Genomic DNA, 21,541 nt, shown 5'->3' on the forward strand with positions numbered 1-21,541 from the left:
TAATCATGAAAGAAATACAGACACAATGTATAAATACATATCTGGATGCGCTCCGGGCATACCCGCCAGAGTGGGAAGCCCTGATCACGGAGAAAGAGCGCTATACGTTCGGGGAGCTCATCGAGGCGGCAGAACGTGTAAGGAAACATCCGAAAGAGATAGAAGAAAAACAGGGAAAACGTCACATCCACTGGATCCAGGAACCGACGATCGCGCATCAGCTTATTCAGTTTCTGGCATATGGAGACGGAAATACGGTTCCGGTGATTGCACCGTCCGATGTAAAAATTTCCGATGAATTGCGTGACGTGACACCTCCGGAAGGGGCATATATGGGTGTGATGACGTCGGGAACCTCCGGTCGTCAGAAAGTATTGTTCCGCTCCTTTGAAAGCTGGCACGATTTTTTTAAGCTTCAGAATAAGATTTTCAAAATGGGAGAGGGAAGCATTACGTTTATGCAGGGGAGCCTGGCGTTTACGGGCAACCTGAACCTTTATATGGCGCAGCTTGCGTCCGGCGGAAGCGTCGTTGCGGCGGATTCCTTTGATCCGCGCCTCTGGAAGCGGATGATCGAGGCAGAACAGGCGACCAGCGTCTATCTGATTCCGGTCAAGCTGCGGGCGCTGCGGCGTATCTATGAGCGGGAACAGGCGGTCAATTACCGGATTATTTCTTTTGTCAGCGGCTCCCAGAGTATGGGCGGTGCGGAGGCAGTGCAGTTTAAAAAGGCATTTCCCGAAGCGGAGATTACATTGTATTATGGCGCCAGCGAGCTGAACTATATTACCTATATCCGTGGAAGTGAGATGAAAGAAGATACGACGCTGGTTGGCCGTGCATTTCCAGAGGTGGATGTCTGGATTGAAAACGACCATTTTCATGTAAAAACGCGGTATGGAATCCTTGGAATTGGAAATGACGCGGTGATTGGGGATTGCGGTCACACAGATGCAGAGGGACTCTTCTATTTTGATGGGCGGGATGATGATATCTGCAACATAAATGGGAGAAAAGTGTCATCCCTCCGGGTCGAAGAAGCGGTGCGGACATTTCCGGGAGTGGCAGAGACGGCAGTGAAGGCAGTCCATGAGCATGGGCGCGATTATCTGAAAGTGTGGATTGTGTGGGAGAAAGAAGCTGAAAGGGAAGAAATTGCCGGAAGTGACAGCGAAAAAAGTGGTTGTACCAATATGGCAATTCGGGAATTTTTGGCAGAAAGACTGGCAGATTATGAGATTCCACGCGAATTTGTCTTTCTAAAGGAGTTTCCAAAGACTGAAAGCGGAAAGATTCGCAAAAAAGAACTGTGAAAAATGCTTTTTCTTGTCAAAAAAGAAAATTGCTTATTGTGCAAAATGACAAAAGAAAGACATAGGGGCAGCTTATGGAGATGCACTGATGGCAGCGATTGGAGTCGGATTCTACCAAGGTTTTTCAGATTTGCGCCAAGTAATCCAAAAGAAATGTATTTATAAGCCGGATTTAGAGAGGCATGAGTTATACAAGCCGTTTAGAAAGCTATTTGATGAATTATATAGGTGTAATCAGGAAATATTACATAGTTTATCTAAGCATAACAAGTAAATAAAAGATAAGGAAAGGCTTTTTGACTGTAATCATTGATATTACAATTGAAAAGCTTTTTCATTTATAGGTTCCCGATAATGTGTAAAAATGAAATTCAATCAACCGGGCAGAATATATGTTCGAAATTCCGCACTTTCCTTGCAATGAAAACTGTGCTATGGTATACTGAAAAGAAGATTTGGAGGCATTTTGAAGCGTTCTTTTTTTTGTTTGAACCAGATCTTGAACCAGTGAGAAAAGAAAGGAATTTACCGTGATTTCGTATGTAAAAGGCATCCTGGCGGAGAAAGCAAAGGACCGTATCGTGGTCGAGTCCGGCATGATGGGGATCGGGATTTTTGTCCCGATGTCGGTGCTGGAAGTTTTACCGCCGCTCGGGGAAGAGGTAAAGATATATACGCACCTGCAGGTGCGGGAGGATGATATGAGCCTGTACGGCTTTTTAAGCCGTTCGGATCTGGAGATGTTCCGCCAGCTTCTGGGGGTCAACGGCATTGGTCCGAAGGGGGCACTTGGCATCTTGTCGGCGCTGCGTCCGGAGGATCTGCGTCTTGCGGTTATGACTGGGGATGCGAAGGCGATCTCCCGTGCACCGGGCGTTGGGGCAAAGACGGCACAGCGGATCATTCTCGATTTGAAGGATAAAGTACAGGCAGAGGATCTGCTGACACCGCTGTTAGATGGCAGTGCGGCGGTTTCGCCGGCTGCGGGGAACGGGCTTTCAGGCAATGCGGTGAAGGAAGCCGTGGAGGCGCTGGTGGCGCTGGGATATACGAATGCCGAGGCGGTGAAGGCGGTCAAGAGCGCCAATGTGACGGAAGAGATGGATTCCGAGGCGGTATTGAAGGCATCGCTGAAATATCTGGCGTTTTTGTAAAACAACCTATGTGTCGGACATTCGAAATTGCAGGATCATAAAAAATAGTGGTGCTTGTGCGTCAGATGAAAATTTGGAATGTGTGGCAGATATGAGAAAATGGAACTGTCATGGCTTAATTGAATGAGAGAGAAAAACAGGAAAGACAGGAAACAAGTATGAGCAGAAGGACGATTACAACCGAGGTGACGGAGGAGGATAAGCGGATTGAGGGAAGTCTCCGCCCGCAGACCTTAGACGAATATATCGGTCAGGAGCGGATCAAATCGACGTTAAAGGTATTTATCCATGCGGCGAAATCCCGCGGCGAGGCGCTTGACCATGTTCTTTTCTATGGACCGCCGGGATTGGGAAAGACGACACTCAGCGGCATTATCGCCAATGAGATGGGAACCCGTATGAAGGTTACTTCCGGTCCGGCAATCGAGAAACCAGGGGAGATTGCGGCGATTCTCAACGGGCTCCAGGAGGGAGACGTCCTCTTTGTGGATGAGATTCACCGCTTAAACCGCCAGGTGGAAGAGGTGCTTTATCCGGCGATGGAGGACTATGCGATCGATATCATGTTGGGAAAAGATTCGACGGCGCGCTCGATTCGTCTGGATCTGCCGAAATTTACGCTGGTAGGCGCGACGACACGCGCGGGGCTTCTGACGGCGCCGCTGCGCGATCGCTTCGGCATCGTGCAGAAGATGGATTTTTATACGCCTGAAGAGCTGCAGACGATTGTCCTGCGGACGGCGGGAGTTCTGAATGTGGAGATTGATAAGACGGGCGCCTATGAGATTGCGAGACGTTCGAGAGGAACGCCGCGTCTGGCAAACCGCCTGTTAAAACGTGTGAGGGACTTTGCACAGGTCAAGTACAACGGCGTGATTACGAAAGAAGTCGCGGATTTTGCACTGGATATCCTTGATGTGGACAAGCTGGGACTTGACAACAACGACCGTGCGATCTTACATATGATTATCGACAAGTTTTCCGGCGGTCCGGTCGGGCTGGAGACGCTGGCGGCAGCGCTGGGCGAGGATGCTGGGACACTGGAAGATGTGTATGAACCGTATCTTCTGATGAACGGTCTGCTCAACCGGACTCCGCGTGGGCGGATGGCGACCGAAGCAGCGTATCGGCATCTCGGGTATGCCTGGAATCAAGCAAAAAACGGTATTTCTGAGATTTGATATTTGATTGATTTGAAGGTGGTATTTCTGTGTGGGTGACGTGACAACGTCGAACCATATTTATTAATAGATAGAAAGAAGAGAATGCGATGGCAAAACAGTATATAGATGTATTAATTGATGGAAAAGTGTATAGCCTGGGCGGCAGTGAGACGGAAGGATATGTACAGCAGATTGCCACGTATCTGAATGGGAAGATTTTCCAGCTCAAGGCGCAGCCGGGATTTTTGAAAATGCCGGAAGACTACCAGAGTATTATGACTTATCTGAATCTGGCGGATGATTATTTTAAAGAAAAAGAGAGTGCGAAGGCACTTGCATCCGACAAAGAGAGCATGGAAAAAGAGACATATCGTCTGAAACATGAGATGGTCAGCACCCAGATGAAACTCGAGAGTCTCCGCAATGAGCGCACCGTCAGCGAGGAAGAACTGGAGACAGCAAAGAAGGCGGCAAAAGAGGCAGCTGAGCAGGCGGAAGCTGCTAAAAATGAGGTACAGGCGCAGATTGAGCGTGTGAAAAAAGAAGCGCAGGAGCAGATCGAGGCTGTGAAGAAAACAGCACAGGAACAGGTTGAGTCTGCAAGAAAAGAAGCGCGGGGACAGATCGAGGCTGTGAAGAAAACAGCACAGGAACAGGTTGAGTCTGCAAGAAAAGAAGCGCGGGGACAGATCGAGGCTGTGAAGAAAACAGCACAGGAACAGGTTGAGTCTGCAAGAAAAGAAGCGCAGGAGCAGATTGAACGTGCGAAGAGAGAGGTACAGGATCGCGTGGAATCCGCGGAAAAAGCAGCCCAGGATCGCGCTGCCAGGGCGGAGCAGACAGCCCGGGAGCAGGCAGAAGCTGCAAAGAAAGAGGCATTGGAACAGATTGCGGATGCAAAGAAGGAAGCAAACGATTTCCGTGGAGAAGCAGAGGTTTGGAAACAGGAGGCAGAAGATCAGCGTCTGGCGGTCGAGTCATCCCAGAGTGAAATCGCTTCTTTGCAGGACAAGCTGGAGATTTTCAAACAACAGCTTGAAGAAGCAAGACAGGCGGCGACAGCTGTGCAGACGGAAAAATCGCAGCTGGAAGCACGTCTGATGCAGACGGAACAGGAAAAACAAAGTGTAAAAGAGCAGCTGAGCCAGCTGGAGCAGGAAAAACAGACGATAAAGAAAGATCTGGAAGAGAGCCTCCAGGAGGCAGGGGCAGCACGTGAGGAACTGGCAGCTGTCCGTCAGGCACAGGTGGAGGCATATATGAAGCGGAAGCCATTTCCCAAGAGACAGGGAACGGTGGAACTGAAAGATGCAATTCTGCGGTTATAATGGGTGAAATGATATGAAAAAAAAGGTGGAAATTCTGGCACCGGCGGGTTCCTTCGATAGCATGAAAGCGGCGGTTGCTGCGGGGGCGGACGCAGTCTATATGGGCGGCAGCCGTTTCGGAGCCAGGGCATATGCGGAAAATCCGGATGAAACGGGGATGCTGGAAGCGCTCAACTACGTGCATATGCATGGGCGCCAGCTTTATATGACGGTCAATACGCTGGTAAAGGAAGACGAGATGGATGACTTATACGACTATCTGCTTCCGTATTACCAGGCGGGACTGGATGCCGTGATCGTGCAGGACATGGGCGTATTTTCTTATATCCGGGAGCATTTTCCGGATTTGCCGGTTCATGCGAGCACACAGATGACGATTACCGGACCGGAGGGCGCGGCGCTTATGACTAGAATGGGCGCGGTCCGCATCGTCACAGCGCGTGAACTTTCATTGGAAGAGATACGCCGCATTTATCAGGAGACGGGCGTGGAGATAGAGAGCTTTGTTCACGGGGCTCTCTGTTACTGTTATTCGGGACAATGCCTGTTCAGCAGCCTGATCGGCGGCAGAAGCGGCAACCGGGGACGATGCGCTCAGACCTGCCGGCTTCCGTTTGATGTCCTTCGGCGGCTGGATGAGAACAACCCGAATGAAAACAAAAAACAAAAGAAAGAAAATGGCGTGTTAAATCCGGGCGATTCCAAGTATGTGCTCAGTCTCAAGGATCTTTGTACGCTGGATATTTTGCCGGATATTCTGGAAGCAGGCGTTTATTCCTTGAAAATCGAAGGACGCATGAAGAGTCCGCGCTATACGGCAGGCGTGGTGCGCCTGTACCGGAAATATGTAGATTTATATTTAAAGAATGGCAGAAAAGGTTACCGGGTTGACCCGAAAGACCGGAAGGAGCTGCTGGATCTGTTTGACCGCGGCGGTCAGACGTTAGGCTATTATACCGAGCACAATGGACGCGATATGGTGGTCTGCCATGAGAAACCGGCATTCCGCCAGGAAAACCGGGAACTTTACCAGTATCTGGACAAAACGTATGTGGAAGCAGAGGTGAAAGAACCGGTTCAGGGGTTTGCGCGTGTCTGTGAAGGCGAACCGCTGCAGCTGACGCTTCAATACGAAGATCCGCTGACGGGAGAAAGCCGGATGGCAGGCGGAATCGGAGCAGTTGTCCAGACGGCAGTGAAACAGCCGATGAGCAAGGAACGGATTGAGAAACAGCTCGGAAAAACGGGAAATACGCCGTATTATTTTGAAAATCTGGAAGTGGAGACAGGCGGCAGCCCCTTTGTGCCGGTGCAGGAGTTAAATGAACTCCGCCGCTCTGCGTTTGAGCAGCTGACCGAGGAGATACTGCGTCCATACCGCCGGGAGATACCGGAAAATAGGGCGTGCGGGACAGGAAAAGGATGGCAAAATCCGGAAGAAAAGAATCTGGAAGAAAATAACCAGACAGGTTCGGAATCAGAAAAAACCAGCCCGGCTCAGGACGTTGAACTCACAGCAGATTTACCTGTACAGAGCCAGAAAACGCTGTTTGAGAATAAAAAAGGGAATAAAACAGCTCTGTACCACATCCACGTTTCGGTCGAACACCCGGCACAGTTAAAAGTGGCGTTATCCGTACCGGAAGTCGGCGCCATCTATCTGGATAGTGCTGAATTTGGCGTCGAACAGTGGAACGAATGGGTATCGCGCTGCCATGAGGCAGACAAGCAGTGTCTTTTGGTAATGCCGCATATTTTCCGCGATCGGGCAAAGGAATATTTTGAAACACATCGTTCCAGGCTGGAATCGGCGGGATTTGACGGTCTTGTCATCCGGGCATGGGAAGAGCTGGAACTGGTGCGCGAGTGGAAGATTTCCATCCCGCTTGTGATGGATTATGGTATTTATACGATGAATCACCGGGCGGAGGATTTTGTGCGGGAGATGGCGCCGGAGTTTTCGATGCGTTTTACCCTTCCGGTCGAGCTCAACAGCCGGGAGTTGGAGGCGCGCGACAGCCGGGAACGGGAACTTCTCGTATATGGTTCGATCCCGGTCATGGTAACCGCCCAGTGCATCCGGAAAACAGTGGAAGGATGCAGTAAATGTCCGGAATATCTGTATCTGCGGGATCGCAAAAAGAAGGTATTTCCGGTAAGGAACCAGTGCCGTTTCTGCTGCAATACGATCTACAATTCCAGCCCCCTGTCGCTTTTGAAGGATAAAAAGCAGATAGACCGCCTGCAGCCGGAGGTGTTGCGTCTGGCATTTACGTCGGAGAGTGCGGCACAGACCGGGGAAGTGCTGGATGCCTACGTGAAGACCTTCCTCCATCAGGAACCGGTGGAGCTGGAGGGCGAATTTACAAGAGGTCATTTTAAGAGGGGCGTAGAGTAGCGTGTGTACCGGGAATCTTCCGGGTACACATGAAAAGGAGGATCACCATGATAAATCTTGTGACAACGATGTCCAGGTATCTGATGATATTGCTGATACTGATTTATACATATTACAATTTCCGCTTTTTTTCACTGCCGGATGACGAGTCGAAACTCCGGCTCTGTCGTCTGCAGAATGTACCGCTGTTTTTGATATTTCTTCTGTCGGGTACGATCATTTATCTACAAACCGAGGATGAGGCAGTTGTGCTGTTTTTCGGCGCGCAGCTTGTCTTTTTTGTCCTGTACCAGCTCTTATACCGGCTGTTTTACCGGAATGCGTCGAGACTGTTGCTGAACAACACGTGTATGCTTCTGTGCACCAGTTTTATCATGCTGACGCGCATCTCGATGGACAAGGCGGTCCGCCAGTTTATCATCATGGCAGTTGCGGCGGTTATCACAATGATTATACCATATGTGATAGATAGAACCTGGCAGCTCGCTAAGATACCGTGGGTGTACGGTCTGATAGGTCTGGCGCTGCTGCTGGTTGTCTGTGTGATCGGCAATACCAGCTTCGGCGCGCAGCTTTCGATCAGTATCGGTGGATTCTCGTTCCAGCCGTCCGAGTTTGTCAAGATTAGCTTTGTATTCTTCGTGGCGACGATGTTTTACCGCTCAACGGAGTTTAAAAATGTGGCGATCACGACCGGCGTGGCGGCGGCGCACGTGTTGATTCTGGTGTTATCCAAGGATCTGGGAAGTGCGCTGATTTTTTTCCTCGCCTATGTCCTGATGCTGTTTATTGCAACCTCCAACTGGCTGTATCTGGCAGGCGGTCTTGGAAGCGGCTGTGCGGCTGCGATGCTGGCGTATAAGCTGTTTTCGCATGTGCGTGTCCGCGTGGAAGCATGGCAGGATCCGTGGAGTGACATCGCAGGAAAAGGGTATCAGGTTACGCAGGCGCTCTTTGCGATCGGCACAGGCGGCTGGTTTGGCATGGGACTTTACCAGGGGATGCCGAAGAAGATCCCGGTTGTCGAGAAGGACTTCATTTTCGCGGCGATCTCGGAGGAGCTGGGCGGCATCTATGCGCTCTGTATTCTCCTGATCTGTCTGGGCTGCTTCATGCAGTTCATGCTGATTGCGACCCGGATGCAGGCATTATTTTACAAGTTGATCGCGTTTGGTCTGGGAATTGAGTATGTGGTGCAGGTGTTCCTGACGATCGGCGGCGTGACCAAGTTTATTCCGTCCACCGGCGTGACGCTGCCGCTTGTCAGTTATGGAGGCAGTTCGATTCTCAGCACATTTATCCTGTTTGGCGTGATACAGGGACTATATGTCCTGAAACGGAATGAGGAAGAAGAGGAGGAGCAGCAGCTTGATGAGGCAGAAGGATGAAATGGAAAGAACTGAAAATGCGAGAGCGCGTTCAAACCGTCATATTCTGTGGCTGACCTATGGGATTGCGGCGCTCTTTATCGCGATGGCCGTTTATTTTGGCTGGTTTATCCAGTTTAAGAGTGAAAATGTGATCGGCAGCTCTTATAATGCGAGACTCGATCTCCTCTCAGACCGGGTGACCCGCGGTTCGATTATGAGCAATGATAAAACGGTGCTGGCGCAGACGAACGTTGCAAGTGACGGAAGCGAGAAACGCTATTATCCGTATGATTATCTGTTTGTCCATTCGGTCGGATATTCCGGCAAAAATGGAAAAACAGGTCTGGAGTCGCTGGCGAATTTCTACCTGCTTTCCTCCCATGTGAATCTGATTGAGAAAACGATCAATGAATTTCAGGGGCAGAAAAATCTGGGCGACAATGTGATTACGACGCTCGATGTGGATCTGCAGCAGACGGCATCCGACGCGATCGGAAAACACCGGGGCGCAGTGATCGTCATGGAACCGGATACGGGAAAGATTTTGACGATGGTTTCCCAGCCGAATTTCAATGCGAATCTCGTCGATGAGCGCTGGGCAGAGTTGACATCGCCGGACAACACGAAGGCGCAGTTAGTCAACCGCGCGACGCAGGGCTTATATCCGCCGGGATCGACGTTCAAGATGCTGACGGTGCTGGAATATATGAAAGAGAACCCGAATACCTGGCAGGACTATGTGTATAATTGTAATGGCTCTTACCAGAATGGCGATTATACGATTAAATGTTACCACGGGACGGCACATGGGGCGCAGAACCTGATTCAGGCATTTGCCAATTCCTGCAACGGTGCGTTTGCGGAGATTGGAATGCAGATTAATTCAGAAAAATTCCGGGCGCTGGCAAATCAGATGCTCTTTAATTCGGAGCTTCCGTACACACTTCCGTACAACCAGAGCACGTTTTCGCTCGACGGCAGTTCGGATGACTGGGAAAAGCTTCAGACCGCGATCGGACAGGGAAAAACCCAGATTACGCCGCTGCATAACCTGATGATCGTATCGGCGATCGCCAACGGCGGCACGCTGATGAAGCCATATATGATCGATCATGTTGAAAATGTGGGTGGTCAGACGGTCAAGAAGTTCCTTCCGTCCGCCTATGGAACCCTGATGTCTGCGAATGACGCACAGTTTCTGACACATCTCATGAGCCAGGTGGTCGAGATTGGTACAGGTTCCGCGATGCGGGGGGCATCCTATACGGTGGCCGGAAAAACCGGTTCCGCCGAGTTTGAGACAGGTAAGGAGACACATTCCTGGTTTGTCGGTTTCGCTCCGGCGGACAAGCCGAAGGTGGCGATCTGCGTGCTGGCAGAAGAGTCCGGTTCCGGCGGTGCGGTCGCTGCGCCGATCGCAAGACAGGTGCTGGATCGGTATTTTGCGAAATATGGGCAGTAGGACAAAAGAAAAGGGCAGGAAAGCGATTTGAAGCTTTTCCTGCCCTTTTTGTCTCAAATATGCATAGTCACATTTTATTTACACAGCCGTTCCAGATCCCCATAGAATCCCGGATAGGAGATGTTCACGCAGTCTGCATCCAGAATTTCGGTCTCGCCGGAAGCGCCGAGTGCGGCAACGGCGAAGGTCATGGCGATGCGGTGATCCTTCTTGCTGTCGATCACAGCACCGTGCAGCGGCTTGCCTCCGTGGATGATCATGCCATCTTCGGTCTCGGTCACATCCGCGCCCATAGCGGTTAAATTCTCTACCATGACAGCAATGCGGTTTGACTCTTTTACCTTCAGTTCCGCGGCATCGCGTATGACGGTGGTTCCCTCGGCATAGCACGCCATCGCAGCGATCACCGGAAGCTCGTCGATGAGAGTCGGGATGATCGCACCCTCGATCGCGGTTCCAGTCAGCTTACCGGAGCGGACGAGCAGGTCGGCGGTCGGTTCGCCGGAGGCGGTGTTTACATTGAGAAGTTCGACGTCCGCGTTCATCGCCTTGCAGACGCGCAGGATGCCGTCGCGGGTCGGGTTGATACCGACATTTTTAATTAAGATTTCTGAATCCGGTACGATGAGTCCGGCTGCGATAAAGAAGGCAGCGGAGGAGATATCGCCCGGAACCAGGATTTTCTGTCCATAGAGCTGTTTTGCCGGCTGTAAAATCGCGGTGGTTCCATCTGTGTGGATGTCTGCGCCGAATGCGGACAGCATCCGTTCACTGTGATCGCGGGAAATGTAAGGTTCGGTCACGCGGGTTTCTCCGTCGGCATACAGACCTGCCAGCAGAATCGAGGATTTGACCTGGGCGGAGGCAACCGGAGAATTATAATGGATGCTGTGCAGTGGTGAGCCGGTGATATGGAGCGGCGCGCAACCATTTCCATTGACACTCTCGATCTTTGCGCCCATCTGAGAGAGAGGATCGATGATGCGCTTCATCGGACGTTTCTGGATGGAAGCGTCGCCGGTCAGTGTTGTGTCAAATTTCTGGGCCGAGAGAATGCCGGAGATCAGGCGCGTTGTGGTGCCGCTGTTGCCGCAGTCTAAAACGGAGTCTGGGGCAGTCAGCCCATGCAGTCCACGTCCGTGGACGAGAACGGTCTCGCCCTGATTTTCGATCGAGATTCCCATTTTGGAAAAACAGGAGATCGTGGAGAGACAGTCTGCGCCCTGCAGGAAGCCGTGAATTTCGGTCAGTCCGTCCGCAAGAGCGCCGAACATGACGCTGCGGTGGGAGATGGACTTGTCTCCCGGAACGGTCAGTTCGCCCCGGAGAGAAGATGTATGGGTAAATTTCATTGAGTTCATAGTTGTACCTGCCTAAACATTAATGTTGAAAGTTAAGTTTGAAACATACATTGCAGTCTACGCGAACAGCGTGTAATTGTATTTCTTCAAACGCGCCCACGCCGCTTCCATCGAAGCCTTGTCGTAGAAGCTGATCCGCAGCGCGCCCTCGCCATGCTCACGGTTGTGGCTGATGCCGATATTTTTGATACTGATTCCTTTACCGGAGAGGATCGAGGAAATGATGGAGATAGCACCTGGCTCGTCCACCACGTCGGCGGAGAAGGCATATTCCGGCTGTATCGATCCTTTTGGAATTTCTGCAAACGAATTCCGGTAGTCGCGGGAGGACTCAAACAGCTGGTAGATGGCTCTAGACTGGTGGTCGGACAGTTCTTCTCGCAATGTCGTCAGGGAATCAATGTAGCGATCCAGCACCTCAGTGATATTGCCTGTGTTCGTCATGCAGATCTGTTCCCACATGACCGGAGAAGAGGAGGCAATACGGGTGATATCCTTGAAACCTCCGGCAGCCAGCCGTTTCATCATCTGATCCTCGCCGTCGCAGTCGTGTACCAGGTTGACCAGGCTGGAGGCGATGAGGTGCGGCAGATGGCTGATCGCCGCGACAATGAAATCATGACGATGGTAATCCAGCACCAGGGGCAGCGCACCGATCGCCTTTGCCACCTCCACCATACGGTCGGTGTAGGAAGCCGGGGTGTGCGGCGTCGGGGTAATGATATAGTACGCATTTTCCAGCAAATGGTCGGTTGAACTCTCGTAGCCGGTCTTTTCCGAGCCAGCCATCGGGTGTCCGCCGACGAAGCAGCTTTCCATGCCAAGCGCGGCAACGGTCTCATGAATGCTGGTCTTGGTGCTTCCGACGTCAGTCACAACCGCGCCTTCCTTTAAGAACGGCCGGATCTGGCGCAGATAGGATTCATTAAATTCAACCGGTGTGCACAGGAAAATGATGTCGCACTCGCTTAAATGCTCGTCCACGCCGTCCAGAATCAGGTCAACAATGCCGTCTGCATGTGCCTGTTCCAATTTTTCGCGGGTTCGCATATAAGCCATGATCTGAATATCCGGGGCGCTGCGTTTCAAACCTCTGGCGATAGAGCCGCCGATCAGACCGAGTCCGATGAAACCGGCGGTAAGATGATTAATCGGTGTATTCATAGCAATTACGCTCTCTTTCATAGGTAGTATAGTAAAAAATGAAACTAGAAATTATTGTAGAATAGAACAAGTCACTTGTCAACGATTTTACGCGTTGAAGTGAAAAAGAAATTTTTTTACATCTGTTTATTACTAAATTTGCGAAAATGCGATTGATTTCACCGCCTTTGAACAGGGAAATTGTCGCATTTTCAATGCTTTTCAAAATAAAACGAATAAATTTTGTATAAAGGTGTTGTTTTGCTTGAAATTTTCTCTATTTTCTTGTACAATATGAACAGAGGTTAAAATACAAGAAAAAAACATCAAAATAAATAGACGGGAGGACTTAACTATGAACGTGTATGGGACAAAACAAATCCGCAATGTAGTGTTACTGGGGCACGGCGGTGCCGGCAAGACAACGGTAGCAGAGGCGCTGGCACTGGTAACAGGTACTACCAAGAGAATGGGAAAAGTTCCGGAAGGAACCACCATCAGCGATTATGATAAAGAAGAAATCAAGAGACAGTTCTCTATCTCCACCACGCTGATTCCGTTGGAGTATCAAGGAGAAGATGGACCGATCAAGATTAACCTGTTAGATACCCCTGGCTATTTTGATTTTGTGGGAGAAGTAGAGGAAGCTATCAGTGTAGCAGATGCAGCAATCATCGTTGTAAACTGCAAGGCTGGCATCGAAGTCGGAACCGAGAAGGCATGGGAACTCTGTGAAGAGTACAACCTGCCGCGCCTGTTCTTCGTTACCAACATGGATGACGATCAGGCAAGCTTCCGTGAGCTGATCTTAAAACTGGAGAAACAGTTTGGCCGTAAGATCGCGCCGTTCCAGGTGCCGATCCGTGAAAATGAAAAATTTGTCGGCTTTGTCAATGCGGTAAAGATGGAAGGCCGCCGTTTCACCCATTTAAGCGAATATGAGAAATGCGAGATTCCGGAGTACACCAAGAAGAACCTCGGCATCATCCGTGATGCGCTGATCGAGGCAGTGGCAGAGACGAGTGAAGAATATATGGAGCGCTATTTCTCCGGTGAAGAATTCACACAGGAAGAGATCGCACAGGCGCTGCGTGAGCACGTAAGTGAGGGCAACATCGTTCCGGTTATGATGGGTTCCGGTGTCAATGCACAGGGCTTCGCATATTTGCTGCAGGCGATCGATAAATACTTCCCGTCACCGGACAAGTTCGAGTGTGTCGGTGTCGATGTATCGACCGCAGAGCGCTTTACCGCTAAATATAATGACGATGTATCCCTGTCGGCACGTGTTTTCAAGACTGTGGTTGACCCGTTCATCGGCAAATACTCCCTGATGAAGATTTGTACCGGTACCTTAAAACCAGATACCGTTATCTACAATGTAAACAAAGATGCTGAAGAGAAAGTTCAGAAAGTATATGTTCTCCGCGGCAAGGATGTCATCGAGGTTCCGGAATTAAAGGCTGGCGATATCGGCGCGGTTGCCAAATTAAACGTTACTCAGACCGGCGATACCATCGCAGTCCGCACGGCTCCGATTGTATACCACAAACCGAAGATTTCTACCCCGTATACCTACATGGCATACGCAGCTAAGACCAAAGGCGATGAGGACAAGATCTCCAGTGCACTGGCGAAGATGATGGACGAAGATCTGACACTCAGAAGCGTCAGCGATACCGAGAACCGTCAGACCTTACTTTACGGCATCGGCGAGCAGCAGCTCGAAGTTGTTGTCAGCAAGCTGCAGGCAAGATATAAAGTAGACATTGTGCTCAGCAAACCGAAATTTGCATTCCGCGAGACACTTCGCAAGAAAGTAGAAGCACAGGGCAAATATAAGAAACAGTCCGGTGGACATGGACAGTACGGCGATGTTAAGATGTCCTTCGAGCCGTCCGGCGATCTGGAGACACCATATGTATTTGAAGAGAAGGTATTTGGCGGTGCCGTTCCAAAGAACTACTTCCCGGCAGTTGAGAAAGGTATTCAGGAATGCGTACAGAAGGGTCCGTTGGCTGGATATCCGGTTGTCGGTGTGAAAGCAACCCTGTTAGATGGTTCCTATCATCCGGTTGACTCCTCCGAGATGGCATTCAAGATGGCAGCGACGCTGGCATTCAAGAAAGCGTTCATGGAAGCGAATCCAGTTCTCCTTGAGCCGATCGCATCTCTGAAAGTAACCGTTCCGGATAAATTCACCGGCGATGTTATGGGCGATCTGAACCGCAGAAGAGGTCGTGTTCTCGGTATGAACTCCAACCATCACGGCAAACAGATCATCGAGGCAGATATCCCGATGTCCGAGCTGTTTGGTTATAACACCGATCTTCGTTCCATGACCGGCGGTATCGGTGAATTCTCCTATGAGTTCAGCCGCTACGAGCAGGCTCCGGGCGATGTACAGAAGAGAGAAGTGGAGGCGAGAGCGGCAGAAGCTGAATAATGGCAGATGAAGTGCTTACCGTTTCGGTCAAAAATATGATATTCTTATATAAATAAGCAGAAAACCGCCGCAGGCGGCTGAGTGGATCGATACCGATTCATCAAGGCTGTCAGCGGCGGCTTTCTCTTTCTGGAAGGTCTTTCGGATCGATATGGTTATAGGCTGTGCTTGAATTGAACAAAGCGCTGTGAATGTTATCGATGGGACAGGCGAGAAGTTAAGGCAGTGAATGCGGATGCCAAATTGCTACGAATTGCGTGCTTTTGCAATTTTCAAAAAGAAGGCTATAAATTGTAAGAAAATAGAAAAGACTACCCACCTGTAAAAAGGTATAATGTTGCAAAGAGAACAACTTATACAGACAGGTGGGTGGCCTTTTTATGATAGAGAAAAATGAGAAAAGCGGGGAACTCATGGAAGTAAAAGAACAGGCAAAAACAGTTCGGAAACACCCGGAGCGGATGATCGTGCGTATCTGGCTGGTGCTGGCGCTTATTTGTCTGCTGGCGGGTCTGAGCGCCCAGTATACGTTCCGGCTGAAAGAACCGCTGTTTCTGCACTACAGCCAGTCGGCTTATCTGGGCTGTGGGCTGGACGGAGTAGAAACTTCGGAGGATGGAATCGTTTCATCTGTGTCAAGTGAGGCGCTTGAAGAAGAAAGTACCGATTCCGATGTGAAAGTTGGAGTTTTAGACGAAGGTGTGAAAGACCTGAATGCGAATATGGAATTGGAGAATACAGTGTTCTTATATGCGCTCGGGGAAGAAAGTGTGGATGAGACAGATGAAACTTCGGATGTATGGTATACACAGGTAAATTTTGCCTATCTGACGGATGTGACGGATGAGATCTGTGTGAGAGAAATTCGTTTTTCAGAGTTGCCTGAACTTCAAATGCAGGAAATGCGGGAGACAGTCCAGTCAGCGGGACAGTATGCGCTTCATCGCCTGGATGCTACGCTTTCGATTGAAGATCCGCAGCATAACGGGATCAGTCAGTGGAGAATCCTGACGCGGGCGCAGGTGCTCTATTCAGATGGAAACACAGCGGACGTAAAAATTGGTAATCTGGTACTGATTGCAAATCCGGAGGGCGGGAGCGCCCTGGAAAATCCAAGTTCCAGCGCCAATTCAGATGGAACGGCCACACAGGTTTACACCGTTCAGAAAGATGGAACCATCGAAGTAAAAGGTTGCATTGCGTCAGCCGGGGAGATGGAAAATTTTTCGATGACCTTAAATGGAGAGCCTATCCCAGCCCAAAAAGAAGGGGAAGATCCGAAACGGCTGACAGTAAAAACGGGTGATGTGCTGACGTTCCAGAGCCATTGGATTGGCAAAGAGGAAGACCAGTCACCGCAGGTATTTCATTCAGGAGTTGCAGTGCTTTCATATATCGGCAAAGATGGCGGGGAGCAGGTTCTTTCATTTGAAAATGAATACAGGAAGAGAAGGGAGCTTCGCTTTATTGATGTGTGGAAATATCTGCTGAAAGAGGAGGCATTTAAGTGAAAACGGGAGATCATAAGATTTTAGCCGGTCTGATTCTTGCTTCGATTCATATTAATCTGTTCCATGTGATGCTGCTGCCGCCCTGCATCGGGTTCCTGATTTTATATATCGGGATTCTCCAGAAAGAGCGACAGGCTGGATTTTTCCAGATGGATGTAAAAGAGATGAGAGTGTACCGGGCAGCAGGGGCGGCGCTTGTGCTGGTGACTGCTTTTTCTAGCTTTCTGTCCATGTTCTGGAGGCGGCCGGACGGAACCATCTGGTCGCTGATTCCGTGTATGCTGGAATATGTGGTGCTCTATGGACTGATGGAAAGCTACACCGCAGGTTCGCCCAGACATTCGTATCACTCCGAACTGTGCTGTGGATATGCTATGGTAATGGGAGCAGCACTGTGTGGGTACGCAGTCAGCCTGATTCTGCATATCGCGCTGTGGCAGCTCTTTGCGTCTATGATTATTCTGGTCTGCCGGTTTATGGTGGTTGTGGTTGTTATAGGGGCGAAGAAAGAGGCATAAAAAATAAAAAGCCGTAACCAGATATACTCGCCCATGGGATTAAACTCATGAGCGAAAGTATAAGGTTACGGCTTTTCTATGTTGAAAATTCTGGTTTTCAAAGAATCAAAGATAACATGGAATGTTGATGTTTCGGTTCCGATGTATCTTTCCAATTTTTATTTAAAATTCTCCTCCGCATACCGGCGCAACTCATCACGGAAATCCGGGTGTGCGATGGCGATCATGGCATCCGCTCGTTCTTTTAAGGTAAGCCCGGTCAGTTTTGCGATACCGTACTCGGTCGCCACGTACTGAATCATGGTACGCGGTGCAGATACGGTGCTGCCGCCCGGAATGAACGGTACGATGTTGGATTTTAAGGAGCCATCTTTTTTCTTGTGGGTGGAAGCAAGGCAGATAAAGCCCTTGCCTCCCTCGGAGCGGAATGCGCCCTCCAGGAAATCCATCTGTCCGCCGATACCGGAGAGCTGTCGGGTGCCGGCAGACTCGGCATTTTCCTGTCCCATCAGATCCAGCTCGACGCCACCGTTGATGCTGATGACATTTTTCATTTCACCGATGCGGTATGGGGAGTGGACGTAATCGACATCAGCCGGGTGGAAGAGCTGCGGCTCATTATCCAGCCAGTCATATAATTCCTGAGAGCCCATGGCAAGGTTCCAGGTAGAATAACCGTTGTCAATTTCCTTCTTCTTGTTGGTCAGCTTGCCAGCCTTATAGAGGGCTAAAAAAGCATCGCTGATGGTGCCGGTGTGGCAGCCGAGGTCGGTTTTGTCGGACTGTGCCAGCATATTGGCAACGGTAAACGGAACGCCGCCGACGCCCAGGGAAAGGACAGCGCCGTCCGGGATCTCCTCAACGACACGTTTGGCAATCTCAATATCAATGGCGCTCGGATCGCGGTAGGTGCGGATCGGAAGCGGCTCATGCTCGCCCTCGACGATGAAATCTGCCTCTGAGAGGTGGACACGGTGGGAACCATCGACGCCCTGTAAGCGCGGGAGGCGCTCATTGATCTCGAAGATGACGGTGCGCGCATTCTCAAAGATGGTGCGCCATGCATAGTTGGAAATACCCAGTCCGCAGCAGCCGTCCGCATCTGGTCTGGAAACCGGTACAAAGGCAACATCCACGCGAATGTGGTGGCGGTACATTTCCGGCAGGGAACGCAGCATCATCGGCATAAACTTGCAGAGCCCACGGGTCTGCAGCTTGCGCTCATAATCGCCGATGTGCCAGCTGTAGTAGCTGAATGCTTTCTGCTCCGGGTCGCTTTCGACAACCTCGATGCGCGGGCGGATGACTAAACCACCGCGGATCTTGACATCGGTCAGCTCATCCCTGCGCGCTGCCAGCGCACGGTCGAGAAGCTCCGGAAATCCAGCGCCAAAGCCATAATCCACCCAGTCGCCCGGTTGAACGGCCTTGACGGCGGTCTCAGCACTTACAAATTTGCCTGCGTAATTGTTAGACATAGTAAAAATCCTCCATCGGTATGAAATTCATAATTTTCTAGTTTCCATCATATCCCAGAAAGCGCTTTTTTGCAACTTCCAAAGACAATTCCAAAAGACAATTTTTAAGCTGGGTTTTAAGATGAGTTTAAGATAGGTTTAATACGGAAATAGTTGACAAAATAGGTGTTTATGATAAAATTAAGTGTTTATAAATAAGAGTTGGTCTTTTACACAGCAGGCAGAAGTGCCTGTATTTTTATGTAATAGGAAATTCCTTGGAATCCCCTATTACACAAAAAGGCACTAACGTGCCAATGATGTGCACTTGCGCGAAGCAGAAACATGTCGCAAGCGACCGCGCTCGGCGCGAGAATGTGACTGTAAAGAATACAACAAATATAGAAAGAGAGGAGTTACGACAAATGAAAACAAATACGGATTTATTTGAAAAAACACCCGTACCGAAGGCGGTCGCAACCATGGCGGTTCCGACCATGATTTCCATGCTGGTGGTTGTTATCTATAACATGGCGGATACATTTTTCATCGGTCAGACGAAGGATCCGCTGCAGGTGGCGGCAGTTTCGCTGGCAACGCCGGTCTTTATGATTTTTATGGCATTAGGCCATCTGTTCGGTATCGGCGGCAGCTCAGCGATATCGAGAGCACTGGGAGAACGCCATAAAGATCGGGCATGTCATATCAGTTCATTCTGCTGCTATGGATCCCTGGGGCTGGGCGTGATAGTGGCTATCCTGTCTGTACTTGGAATGGAAACCATTCTGCATCTCATCGGTGCCAGTGTAAATACGATCGGTTTTGCGAGACAGTACCTGGCGATTATTGCAATCGGCGCGCCGTTTATTATGTTTTCAACTGCATTTGCGAATATTCTGCGGGGAGAAGGCGCATCGAGAGAATCGATGGTCGGAAACCTGATAGGTACCGTAGTAAATATTATTTTGGATCCGATCATGATCCTGGTGCTTGGCTGGGGAGTGACCGGTGCAGCGCTTGCGACGATCATCGGCAATATTGCGGCCTGTCTTTACTATATTGCTTATTATCTACGGGGAAAATCGACACTGTCGATTCATTTCCGTGATTTTAAGATGGGAGATGGAATCGCTTCCGGCGTGGCAGGGATCGGTATTCCGGCATCCTTAAATAACATCCTGATGAGCTTTGCCAATATTATCCTGAACCAGGCGCTGGTCGGTTACGGTGACACACCGGTAGCGGCGATGGGGGTTGCGATGAAATCCAATATGCTTGTTGTCCTGCTGCAGATTGGTCTCTGCGTGGGAATCCAGCCGCTGATCGGTTATAATTATGGAGCGCGCAACAAGAAACGCCTGATGTCGGTATTCAAATTTACAGGACTTGTATCGGTTATTATGGGAACGATTCTGACATTGATTATGATTGTCGCAAGAAAGACAATGATTCAGATGTTTATTAATGATGCGGAAGTTGTCCAGTATGGTATTCAGATGGTGGTTGCCCTGCAGCTTTCTGCGCCACTCCTTGGTATCTTATTCCTCTGCATCAATACGATCCAGGGAATGGGAAAAGCGCTTCCGTCGCTGATTCTTACGATCTGCCGCCAGGGACTGATTTTTATTCCGCTGATTTTCGTGCTGAATGCGATGTTTGGCCTGGATGGAGTTATCTATGCACAGCCGGCGGCTGATTATCTGTCGATTGTGGTGGCGATTTTGATTTGTGCACATCTGTTCCGAACGATGGATCATAGAGAAGAGAAAGCAGAAGGCTGAGAAGATTCAATAGATTCAATAAGGAAAAATATGCTTAAAGAAAATAAAAGAGAAGAAATCACAAAGAACATAGAGAAGAGGGAAGCCCTTGTAGAACAGGTGGCAGATGGAATCTGGCGGATCGGTGTGGAATTGCCGCAGAATCCTTTGCGGGAACTCAACAGTTACCTGATCAAGGGAAAAGAAAACGAGCGTGATCTTCTGATTGACACCGGATTTCGGCGCGAGGAATGCCGGGAGGCGCTGTTTGCCGGGCTTCGGGCACTTGGAAGTAGCCCGGATCGGCTGGATATTCTTCTGACACACCTGCACTCGGATCACACAGGACTTGCCAGGGAGGCGGCAGGGGCGGACAGCCGCATTTATATCAGCGGAACCGATCTGGCGATTTTAAAGGACGGTTTTACACCGGAGCGTCCGCTTCGGCTGGCGGAGCAATTCCGTGCCGGGGGATTTCCGGAGGATGAGATGAAGAAAACGCAGGCGCTCAATCCGGCAGTCCGCTATAAGCTGGATCAGGTTGATGACCGTTTTGTTCCGATTGAGGCAGGCTGGAAATACACGGTAGGAGATTACACCCTGGAAATGATCTCCGTGCCGGGGCATACGCCGGGCAATGCGATGTTCTGGGCAGAGAAGCAGGGCGTCATGTTCACGGGCGATCATATCCTGTTTGATATATCGCCGAATATTACTTCCTGGCTGGAATCGGAGGATTCATTAGGTGACTATCTCGACAGCCTGCGTCTCGCCAGAAAATATCCGGTCCGCCTTGCCCTACCGGGACACCGGAAGACAGGCGATTATGCGGCGCGCATCGAGGCGCTGCTGGCACACCATGAGCGGCGTCTGGAGGAGACGGAGGCGCTGCTTGCCGAACATCCGGGTATGACGGCATATGAGACGGCTGGAAAGATGCGCTGGAAGATCCGTGCCGCCAGCTGGGAAGAATTTCCACCGTCCCAGAAGTGGTTCGCGGTGGGCGAGTGCATGGCGCATCTGGACTACCTCCGCCTGCGCGGCAGAATCCGCCGGGAGATGGACGGAGAAGTGTGGAGATGGTTCACGGTAACGGCTAAATACTGTTAGAATTAACTAACAATTATTACCATTGACTAACAATAGTCTGACTGCAT

16 protein-coding genes are annotated in these 21,541 nt (G+C 50.3%); 13 read left to right on the plus strand and 3 right to left on the minus strand.

Going from position 1 to position 21,541, the window contains the following annotated elements; genetic code table 11:
* The first annotated feature begins 5 nt into the window (after positions 1 to 5).
* The 8 genes from DWZ45_RS01930 (at position 6) to DWZ45_RS01965 (ending at position 10,188) form a co-directional block, all read left to right on the plus strand.
* Complete coding sequence (locus DWZ45_RS01930) at positions 6 to 1,313, plus strand: AMP-binding protein (protein WP_118467326.1); 1,308 nt, start codon at positions 6 to 8, stop codon at positions 1,311 to 1,313.
* A gap of 88 nt (positions 1,314 to 1,401) precedes the next feature.
* Positions 1,402 to 1,587 carry a hypothetical protein gene (locus tag DWZ45_RS01935; RefSeq protein WP_118467328.1) on the plus strand — a complete coding sequence of 62 codons (186 nt, stop codon included), beginning with the start codon at positions 1,402 to 1,404 and terminating at the stop codon, positions 1,585 to 1,587.
* A gap of 256 nt (positions 1,588 to 1,843) precedes the next feature.
* Positions 1,844 to 2,467, plus strand: a complete 624-nt coding sequence (gene ruvA / locus DWZ45_RS01940; protein ID WP_022360178.1) for a Holliday junction branch migration protein RuvA — start codon at positions 1,844 to 1,846, stop codon at positions 2,465 to 2,467.
* Positions 2,468 to 2,625: 158 nt separating this feature from the next.
* Complete coding sequence (gene ruvB / locus DWZ45_RS01945; RefSeq protein WP_107001650.1) at positions 2,626 to 3,648, plus strand: Holliday junction branch migration DNA helicase RuvB; 1,023 nt, start codon at positions 2,626 to 2,628, stop codon at positions 3,646 to 3,648.
* Positions 3,649 to 3,737: 89 nt separating this feature from the next.
* The gene (locus tag DWZ45_RS01950) at positions 3,738 to 4,958 is read left to right on the plus strand and encodes a hypothetical protein (RefSeq protein WP_118467330.1); all 1,221 of its coding nucleotides are present in this window, start codon (positions 3,738 to 3,740) and stop codon (positions 4,956 to 4,958) included.
* A gap of 13 nt (positions 4,959 to 4,971) precedes the next feature.
* Complete coding sequence (locus tag DWZ45_RS01955) at positions 4,972 to 7,356, plus strand: DUF3656 domain-containing protein (protein WP_118467332.1); 2,385 nt, start codon at positions 4,972 to 4,974, stop codon at positions 7,354 to 7,356.
* Between the two features lie 47 nt (positions 7,357 to 7,403).
* The gene (locus tag DWZ45_RS01960; protein ID WP_118467334.1) at positions 7,404 to 8,744 is read left to right on the plus strand and encodes an FtsW/RodA/SpoVE family cell cycle protein; all 1,341 of its coding nucleotides are present in this window, start codon (positions 7,404 to 7,406) and stop codon (positions 8,742 to 8,744) included.
* Positions 8,728 to 10,188, plus strand: coding sequence for a penicillin-binding transpeptidase domain-containing protein (locus DWZ45_RS01965; protein ID WP_118467336.1), 1,461 nt, complete (start codon positions 8,728 to 8,730; stop codon positions 10,186 to 10,188). The genes DWZ45_RS01960 and DWZ45_RS01965 overlap by 17 nt, the downstream gene beginning before the upstream one ends.
* Before the next feature lie 74 nt (positions 10,189 to 10,262).
* Here DWZ45_RS01965 and aroA read toward each other — a convergent pair whose 3' ends face one another.
* Together aroA and DWZ45_RS01975 are read right to left on the minus strand one after the other, a co-directional pair.
* Positions 10,263 to 11,540, minus strand: a complete 1,278-nt coding sequence (gene aroA / locus DWZ45_RS01970) for a 3-phosphoshikimate 1-carboxyvinyltransferase (RefSeq protein WP_118467767.1) — start codon at positions 11,538 to 11,540, stop codon at positions 10,263 to 10,265.
* 66 nt (positions 11,541 to 11,606) lie between these two features.
* Complete coding sequence (locus DWZ45_RS01975) at positions 11,607 to 12,713, minus strand: prephenate dehydrogenase (RefSeq protein WP_118467338.1); 1,107 nt, start codon at positions 12,711 to 12,713, stop codon at positions 11,607 to 11,609.
* Between the two features lie 334 nt (positions 12,714 to 13,047).
* Between DWZ45_RS01975 and DWZ45_RS01980 the strand changes: the two genes are divergently transcribed.
* The 3 genes from DWZ45_RS01980 to DWZ45_RS01990 all read left to right on the plus strand — a co-directional run bounded on the left by DWZ45_RS01980 (position 13,048) and on the right by DWZ45_RS01990 (position 17,167).
* Entirely contained in the window at positions 13,048 to 15,138 is a 2,091-nt protein-coding gene (locus DWZ45_RS01980; RefSeq protein WP_118467340.1) for an elongation factor G, read from the plus strand.
* A 380-nt stretch (positions 15,139 to 15,518) separates the two neighbouring features.
* Complete coding sequence (locus tag DWZ45_RS01985; RefSeq protein ID WP_118467342.1) at positions 15,519 to 16,649, plus strand: hypothetical protein; 1,131 nt, start codon at positions 15,519 to 15,521, stop codon at positions 16,647 to 16,649.
* Complete coding sequence (locus DWZ45_RS01990; RefSeq protein WP_117795011.1) at positions 16,646 to 17,167, plus strand: hypothetical protein; 522 nt, start codon at positions 16,646 to 16,648, stop codon at positions 17,165 to 17,167. The genes DWZ45_RS01985 and DWZ45_RS01990 overlap by 4 nt, the downstream gene beginning before the upstream one ends.
* A 158-nt stretch (positions 17,168 to 17,325) precedes the next feature.
* On the opposite strand, the gene DWZ45_RS01995 is transcribed toward DWZ45_RS01990, so the two are convergent.
* Positions 17,326 to 18,645, minus strand: a complete 1,320-nt coding sequence (locus DWZ45_RS01995) for an acetyl-CoA hydrolase/transferase C-terminal domain-containing protein (RefSeq protein ID WP_118467344.1) — start codon at positions 18,643 to 18,645, stop codon at positions 17,326 to 17,328.
* A 404-nt stretch (positions 18,646 to 19,049) separates the two neighbouring features.
* On the opposite strand from DWZ45_RS01995, the gene DWZ45_RS02000 reads away from it, so the two are divergent.
* Together DWZ45_RS02000 and DWZ45_RS02005 are read left to right on the plus strand one after the other, a co-directional pair.
* A complete protein-coding gene (locus DWZ45_RS02000) occupies positions 19,050 to 20,405 on the plus strand; it encodes an MATE family efflux transporter (protein ID WP_118467346.1) in 1,356 nt (451 codons plus the stop codon).
* Positions 20,406 to 20,435: 30 nt separating this feature from the next.
* Positions 20,436 to 21,494 carry an MBL fold metallo-hydrolase gene (locus DWZ45_RS02005; protein WP_118467348.1) on the plus strand — a complete coding sequence of 353 codons (1,059 nt, stop codon included), beginning with the start codon at positions 20,436 to 20,438 and terminating at the stop codon, positions 21,492 to 21,494.
* The last annotated feature ends 47 nt before the right edge of the window (positions 21,495 to 21,541 follow it).

Origin of the sequence: Clostridium sp. AF32-7AC, from assembly GCF_003477925.1 — a bacterium.
In the GTDB taxonomy this organism is placed as follows: domain Bacteria; phylum Bacillota; class Clostridia; order Lachnospirales; family Lachnospiraceae; genus Otoolea; species Otoolea fessa.